Annotated in this window: 4 protein-coding genes; all 4 read right to left on the bottom strand. The window is 66.7% G+C overall.

The window, feature by feature from the left end; all coding sequences use genetic code 11:
- Positions 1-696: 696 nt before the first annotated feature.
- Positions 697-2,556, bottom strand: a complete 1,860-nt coding sequence (locus tag VFY73_RS09465; RefSeq protein ID WP_329718002.1) for an SGNH/GDSL hydrolase family protein — start codon at positions 2,554-2,556, stop codon at positions 697-699.
- A 112-nt stretch (positions 2,557-2,668) separates the two neighbouring features.
- A complete protein-coding gene (locus tag VFY73_RS09460; RefSeq protein ID WP_329718000.1) occupies positions 2,669-5,278 on the bottom strand; it encodes an RICIN domain-containing protein in 2,610 nt (869 codons plus the stop codon).
- 167 nt (positions 5,279-5,445) lie between these two features.
- The gene (locus tag VFY73_RS09455) at positions 5,446-7,512 is read right to left on the bottom strand and encodes a beta-galactosidase (RefSeq protein ID WP_329717998.1); all 2,067 of its coding nucleotides are present in this window, start codon (positions 7,510-7,512) and stop codon (positions 5,446-5,448) included.
- Between the two features lie 54 nt (positions 7,513-7,566).
- A partial coding sequence (locus VFY73_RS09450) for a hypothetical protein (RefSeq protein WP_329717996.1) occupies positions 7,567-7,769 on the bottom strand: 203 nt, incomplete at its 5' end.

The raw sequence follows: 7,769 nt of genomic DNA, 5'->3' as shown, positions 1-7,769 counted from the left end.
GTGAGTTCGAGAAGCAGCGCTTCTCGTTCACCTCCAACGGCGACGCCATGAATTGCCAGCACCAACGCGAAGAGACTTGGAATTGCCAACCGAGGCATGGCCATATTCTGCCTCGCAACCGCCCCCTCTAAGCTCTAAGGCACCTGCGCTGCGAGCGACGGCTTCACGCGGCGCTGCCAGTGACCGCTCTGGGTCGGCACTGCCAGTTCGCCGGGTCGGGCAGCAGTCGTTCGGGCGGCCGCAAGATGGCAAAGAACTCGGGTCAACGGCAACGTCGGCAGTCCCTTCATGACCGGTCACCGAGCGGTCCACAGCGGCGGCGCCGTGATGACCGCGATGCGGCCGAGACCGCAAGTTGACGACCCGGCGTTGACCGGCTGGACACGCCGCAAACCCGCCCACCAAAAGCCCAGCCCGACTCCCGTCCATCGGATACGCCCGCAGCCTCATCTCGAGGATCGCGCTGTTTCCCTTGACCTCACTGAAGAGGTCAAACAGCTATTGGGCAGCAGTCGACAACGAACGCCCGCGGCTTCAAGCTCAACACCGGCGTCACGATGGGTCAGGCGGGTGTCGTGGTAGATCGCGTGCCAGAGCGAATGGACCGGTCTTGTTGACACCACCGAGGCGGCGCAGCGAGAACGGCAATACCCTGCGGGCCGGCACGCGATGCGCGCACCGGCCCTTGCCTGACCCCTATTGCTTGTAGAACGTCACGTCATCGATGTTCAACCAGCTGGTGCCCGCGTCATAGCTCGTCCAGACGCCGATCTCGGCGGAGCCGTTGGTGACCTTGATGTTCTTGATGACGAGCTGGGTGTAGGTGTCCGAAGCCGCGGAGGTCACGGCCATCGAGTCCGAGCCAAAGTTCTTGACGTACAGCTGGTGCCCTGCCGTGCCGCGGACCCAGGCCCTGAGGGTGTACAGGCCTTTGCTCAAGCCGGTGAGGGTCTGGTAGGTGGCGACCCAGTACGGGACCGCGCCGGCGTGGCTCAGATGAGACGAGCCGGACCTGGGCTTCGTCGTGTCGATGAACGATTGACCCGTCCCCGAGGAGACGACGTTCCAGCCGTTGCTCCCGGCCTCGAAGCCCGCATTGCCGAGCAGGTTCACGCCTCCGTTGACAACGTCGACCCGGTCGGCGGTGACGAAGGTGTCCGAAGAGTTCGCGTTCTTCTGGCCCGTGACGCGCACCTTCAGCGTGTGTTTGCCGGGCGAAAGCACCGGGCTGCTCCACAAGGGCACGCCGTCGGCTCGGGTGGCCGAGTAGGTGTCGATCAAGGTCTCCGTGCCGCCGTCGACCGAGACCGCCGCCATGCCGTGCGACGGTGCCTTGCCACCATACAGCCTGACCTGGGTGCCGTTGAAGGGAACCTTGTAGTAGGCATTGGCGACGTTCGACCAGTGGTTGTCGTCCTGGTAGGCGCCTGACTGCGAGCCGCTGGGCCAGTTGGCGGTCTTGTCGTAGTTGAACTTGTTGTCGTTCAACGTGGCCACGCCGATGTAGGGCAGCAGGATGGGCAGCAGCCGGTTGGTGACCTTGATGTGGCCTGCGTCGTTCGGGTGAAGCCCGTCGGTGAAGTCGCCCGGCGATTCGAGCCAGCCCGTGGTGTCGACGTAGTGCAACCTGCCATCGCCCGCACCGAGCCGCGCGTTCACCGCTGCCTGCGTTTCGGTCTGGTAGTAGCCGCCGAACGGGCGCAGCGCGAAGATCTCGGCGTTGGGGTACTTGGCGCGGACGTTCTGCAGGAAGGTGGTGTAGCGGCCCTGGAAGGTCGCCGAGGGCACCGAGTTGTTGGCGTCGTTCGTGCCGATGTTGACGACGACGATCTTGGCCGTGTACTTGGAGAAGTCCCACAACGGGTTGGCGGCGCACGCCACGTCGGGGCAATGGTTGGCCTGCTGCAGCTTGAAGTAGAGCGACTCCATGCCCGGCCAGTTGTTCCAGTCGTAGTGGTAGCCGTCGGACAGCGTGATGCCGGGGTAGGCGATCTGGGTGTGGTCGGCGCCCAGCCTTTCGCCGGTCTGCCAGGCGTAGGCGGAGACCGCATAGTCGGTCGTCGTTTCGCCGGCGGTGATCGAGTCGCCGATGAACTCCACCAGCGGGAGGGCGTCGGCTCGCAACGTGGCGGCGCCCGTGTCCAGGACCAGGCCCTGGAACGGCAGCTCGACGTCCTGGTACTTGGCGATGATCTTCAGGGTGTGCGTGCCGTTCGCCAGCGGCGTGGAGGTCAGGTTGATGGTGCCGCTCGCATTCCAGTAGCTGGTGGCGACACCGTCGATGATGGCCATGAAGCGCGTGGGCTCGGCGAGCTTGACCTTCACCGTCGTGCCGGTGAACTTGGCGGACACGTAGGCACCGCCCCAGTAGCTTCGGTAGGTCGTGCCGCTGGTCTTGTCCCAGCGGCCGACATAGTTGATGTTGGCGTCCGTCAGGTCACCGTTGCCGGTGCCGGCGAGGGCAGAGGCGCTCCAGGAAAGCAACAGCCCCGTCAGCGCGAAACGAAGCAGGCGCCGGGGCGCGAAAGCCCCGGCGGAAAGAAGACAACGTGTCATGTCTCTAGAACCTTTCCAGGTGGTGCGTCGTGCGCACGATGTGCACGGATGGGGGACAAGGCATCGCCGTTGCGCGGGTGCGCGTGCGGCGATCCTTGTCCTCTATGCTTGGTCAGCGATATCGCCACTGCTGGTTGGTGTCGGCGTCGCAGGCGTACTGGACCAGCTTGGCGCCGTCGTCGGTGTTGGCGCCCTTCGCTTCGATGCACCGCCCGCTGTAGCGGGACTTGAGACGGAAGTACCCGTTGTCAGTCTTCTTCTTCAGCCACTGCTGGCTGGTGCCGGCGCCGCACGGAGCCTGCACGATGGCCACGCCGTTGGACGTGCTCTGGCTGGCCAGGTCCACGCACATGCCGCTGTGTCCGACCTTCAGCCGCAGGTAGCCATTGCCCAGGTCGTCAGCCGCCCACTGCTGGTTGGCGCCATCGCCGCAGGCCCACTGGACCAACCCGGTGCCCGGGGTGGTGCTGTAGCCTGGAACGTCCATGCACTTGCCGCTGTGCCGCGCCTGCAGCCGCTTCGTCGTCGACGCGCCGTAGACCAGGCCGCGACCGACGGTGCTCATGTACACCACGCCTTCGGTGTTCATGTCACCCACCACGAACTGGCCATTGCCCGGGCCGCCGTACTGGTGGGTGGCGTCGTTCACCCGCACCCAGCTCGCCCCGGCATCGGTGGAGCGGTACACGCCGCGCGGGCCACCATTGGCCGAGCCCCAGATGAACACGGTGGGGTAGCTGGCGCCGGTGGCCGTCTTGCCGAAGCCGACCGCGCTGGCCTGGCTGACGTTCGGGAAGGTCGAGAAGGAGCCCCCCGAGTTCGTCGAGCGGGCCAGGCCGCCGCCGTTGAGCGCGACCCAGAGGTCACCCTCGCGGCCAGGCGCCGCGCGGCCGATGGCGGCGCCCCAGGCGGCGAGCGAGCCAGCGTTGGTGAAGGTCAGCCCGCTGTTGCTGCTGGCGAGCAGCGTGCCGGTGGTGTTGTCGTAGGCGTAGAACTTGTTGGAGTTCACCGGGTCGGCGAAGGGGCGCGTCGAGTTGTTGCTCAGGCCTGACACCGTCGTCCAGGTGGGATTGCCGCTGGTGAAGTCGGTGGAGCGGTAGGTGGTCGTGGTCGCGTTGCCGTTGTTCCAGACCGTCACCGTGTGCAGCAGCACCGAGCCGTTGGCCGACAGCGCCACCTGGCCATGCGTGCCCCGGATGTTGTTCACCTGCGACCAGCTCGAGCCGGCATTGGTGGTGTAGTACATCGAGTTGCCCACCCGCACCAGCAGCTGCGGGTTGCCGGCCGCCATCGCCAGCCCGGGCGTCGTACCCGTGGTGGGCGTGTGGATGGGCGCGTAGGCTGTGAGGTCGGTGTGGCGGAAGCCGTCGTAGTCGCCGATCGCCGAGAGCAGCGGGCCGCCTGGCACGCTGGCCAGGTTCAGCGGCACGGTCTCTTCGAGCCCCTTGACCGTGAAGGTCCAGGTGGTGGGCGTGGCATCGATGTTGGCCGCACGGAACACACCGTTGCCCGAGGTCACCCACACTGCGGCCGTGTTGAACGGGTCGAACTCGATCGTGCCCGCCCAGTGGATCGATGTCTTCTCGGCCCAGGTCACGCCGCCGCTGTCGAGCGCGTAGCCGCGCTGCACCACGTTGGTCCAGCTGGCGCCGCCATTGGTGCTGACGAAGAACTGGTCGCCCCAGGCGCTGCCCTGCGCCATGTAGGTGTTGATCGTGGCGGCCACGAGCCGCGACGCATTGGCCGGATCGACCGAGATGCCCGAGAACGCGCTCGTGTAGCCCGAGGGGGTGACGTTGGTCCACGCCCCTGTGGCGACGGTGTAGCGCCAGATCTGGCCTGCGTTCATCCCGTCGGTGCGGAAGACGTTGCCGTTGCTGTCCTTGAACTCCTGCCCGTGTGGGCCGGCACCGTTGGCGTAGGTGATGTAGAGGTTGCCGTTGCTCGCGTAGGCGGCGCGCTGCGGCATGTGGCTGGCCGGAGCGCCCGGGGAAATGGCGCTGAAGCTCGCCCCGGCATTGGTGCTGAGGTAGAGGTTGTCACCTTCGCTGGTGGGGCGCGACACGCCGACGACGATGCGCTGCGCGACGCCGCCCGACACGCTCGACGGGTCGAGCCAGACGAAGCTGATGCCGGCGCCGTTCAGCGTGGTCGTCACGTTGAGGGCGCTGACGCGGGAGAAGCTGGCCCCGCTGTTCGTGCTCTTGAACAGGCCGTTGTTGCGTGAGCCCAGGAAGAGCACGTTGCTGCTGCCCGGGTCGACCTGCAGACGCTCACCGTTCTGCCGGCCCATGCCGTTGCCGTGCGCGCGCAGCTGGTTGCTCACGTCGGTGATCTGCGAGAAGGTGGCACCGTAGTCGTTCGATCGCATGACCACGGTCTTGCCGTTGCTGAAGTAGGACGTGCCGGCCAGCAGGTAGACGATGGCCGAGTCCTTCGGGTCGAGCGCCAGCGACTCCGTGCCCATGAGGCCGACGTCTCCCTCGGACAGCCAGTCGGTCAACGGGACCCAGCGGGTGCTCGCCTTGTCCCAGCGGTAGGCGCCACCGACGTCGGTGCGTACATAGAAGAGGTTTTGCTGCGTGCGGCTCGGGATGAACGCCGACACGAAGCCGCCGCCACCCATCACCACGTTCTGCCATCGGTAGGTTTGCGCGAGTGCCGTGCCCGCCGCCAGTGAGATGACCAAGGCCAGCAGTGGCCGGAGGAACCTGAATGTCATGAATGCTCCTTTTGTTGCGCGACTGTCTCGCCCTCGTTATTCGATGCTGCCGCGCAGGTCGCTGTTTGCGCGGCTCGTTGTTGTGGTTCAGTCGTTCGTCATGGGCAGTGCCCGGCCGGCACCTGTGGCTTCGGAGCCATCAGGCACGCAGCACGGTGTTCAGGAATTCAGTTCTGGCCTTCCAGCAGCTCCACGCCGAGCGCCTCCAGGCGCAGCGTGCCTTCCCAGCGCTGGCCGCCGAGCACGCCCTTCATGGCGCCGGCGATGGGCACCTCCACCGGCGCCCAGGTGGTGTTGACGTAGAGCACGCGGCCGTCGACGGTGCGGGCGAACACGCCATCGGGCGTCTTTGGTCCGGCGGGCTCGATGCCCCGCTCGGCACAAAGCTGGCGTAGCAGCGGCTTCATGATCTGCGGCTGCGCCAGCGTGGCGACGTAGATGGCCTTGCCCTTGCCGAAGCGGTTGACGGTGATCGCGGGCGGCTGGCCGTCGAAGTTGCTGAAGCGCGCCAGCACCTGGGCGGTGGAGGGCTCGAGCACCTCGAAGTGCGCGGCCGTGCTCTTGATCTCCTCGTCGCCCAGCTTCAGGTTGCCGTTTCCCTCGTAGAACTCGTTGGTGCGCAGGCCGAAGACGTCGGTCAGGCCGCCGGGCTTGGGTGTGGCATGCCACTGGTTGTTGTCATCGGCCTTGGCGGACTGGGCCGTCATGACGACGGTGCCGCCGTTGGCGACGAACTGGCGGACCGCCTCGGTCGAGGCCTTGTCCAGCAGGTACATGCCGGGCAGGATGACCAGGCGGTAGCGGCTCAGGTCTTCGTAGGACAGCTTGATGACGGCGACGTCGATGTTGTCCTTCAACAGCGGCTCGAAGGCGCCGTGGGCCTGCTTGATGTACGGCGTCTTGATGTACTGGCGCACCGTGCTCGAGGGGCCGTTCGGGCTGGTGGCGTGCACGTTCTCGAACGAATAGGCGATCGCCACCTTGGGCTCGACCGTGCGCGGGAAGCCCAGCTTCTCCAGCTTGGCGTAGTCGCCGGCGATGCGGGCCCATTCGCCCAGCCTCCACGAGGGCCGGTCGTCGTGGTCGATCAGACCCATCAGCGCCTGCTCCTCGCCGCCCAGGTGGCTGTTGTAGGTCCACGCCAGCGCTGCCTGCCCGCCCATCAGCAGCACGAAGTGCGCCCACATGCGCGACCAGCCCTTGCTGCCGTAGGAGCCGCCGCCACCGGCGGTGAACTCGTTGAACCATGTGGGCGTGGTCATGCCGCCCTTGATCAGCGCCGTTTCCCAGCCGCCGTTGATGGCATCGCCGGCGTAGAAGCCCATCGCGCCGAAGGTGGTGTGCTGGCGGTAGCTGCCCAGGAAGTCGAAGCCCTTGCGACCCGACCAGTCCCAGTAGTTGGACAGCGCCGGCTTGTCGGGCGTGTTCTTGCGGCGCACCGCTTCCAGGTCGCCGATGGTGGCGATGGTGATGTCGGACCAGAAGCGCCGCAGGTCGAGATAGCGCTCGGCCGGGCCGGGGCCGTCGGCATAGGGCAGGCGCACCTCGTCCCACTTGCCGATGCGGCGCGACCAGCGCTGCGTGGCCCAGGCCTTGTTGAGCGCGTCGATGCTGCCGTAGCGCTTCTTCAGCCATTCGACGAAACGCTTGCGGTCGGCTTCGGAGTACGACATGAAGCTGTTGCCGATCTCGTTGTCGTAGCCCACCGCCAGCAGCGCGGGGTGCTGGGCGTAGCGCTTGGTCAAGGTATCGGCCATGCGGATGGCCAGGCGCCGGTAATCCGGGTCGCCGGTGTTGTCCATGTAGCGCTCGGCTGGCGCCAGGCGCGTCCCCGTCTGATTGACGATGTCCACGCCGGGGTACTTGTGGTGCAGCCACATGGGCGCCGGCAGGCCCGGGATGTCGAGGACGACCTTGATGTCGGCCGCATGCACTTCGGCCATCACGGCGTCGAAGTGCCTGAAGTCGAACTTGCCCTCCTCGGGTTCGAAGTAGTCCCAGGCCAGGTCGCCCATGCGCACGACCTTGAAGCCCGACTGCTTCATCAGCGCGACGTCACGCTTGACCTGCGCCAGGCTGCGGTCGACGGGTTGGTAGTTCACGCCCGCGAAGAGCTGGCCGGCGCCGGGCCAGTCGGCGCGGCCCTGGGGGCTGCGGGCGTCCTGCGCCAGGGCGTTGGTCAGCGCGGCCAGGGAGAGCGCGCAGGCGATGAGGGTCTTGGGGAAGAGATGCATGAGGAAGCCTCCGGCAGATGCCGTTGACGTTGGATGGGTTGGTGGTGCGATGCGTCAGACGAGAGTGGCGCCACGAGGCTTCAGTGCGATGGCCGGCGTGCCTGCCAGGCCCTCGGGTAGCTTGACTTCGAGCCCCATGCGGGTGCGCTTGAACGGCAGCTTGCCGGCAGCGCCGACCGCCTCGACAGGCTCGATGCGGCCCGGTGCGAGGGCGGAGTCCTGGGCCAGCGTCTGGATGCGCATCACGCCGTCCTGCG

Origin of the sequence: Ideonella sp. (assembly GCF_036277275.1) — a bacterium.
Taxonomy (GTDB): Bacteria; Pseudomonadota; Gammaproteobacteria; order Burkholderiales; family Burkholderiaceae_C; genus Ideonella.
This window is presented reverse-complemented; position numbering and strand designations above follow the sequence as displayed.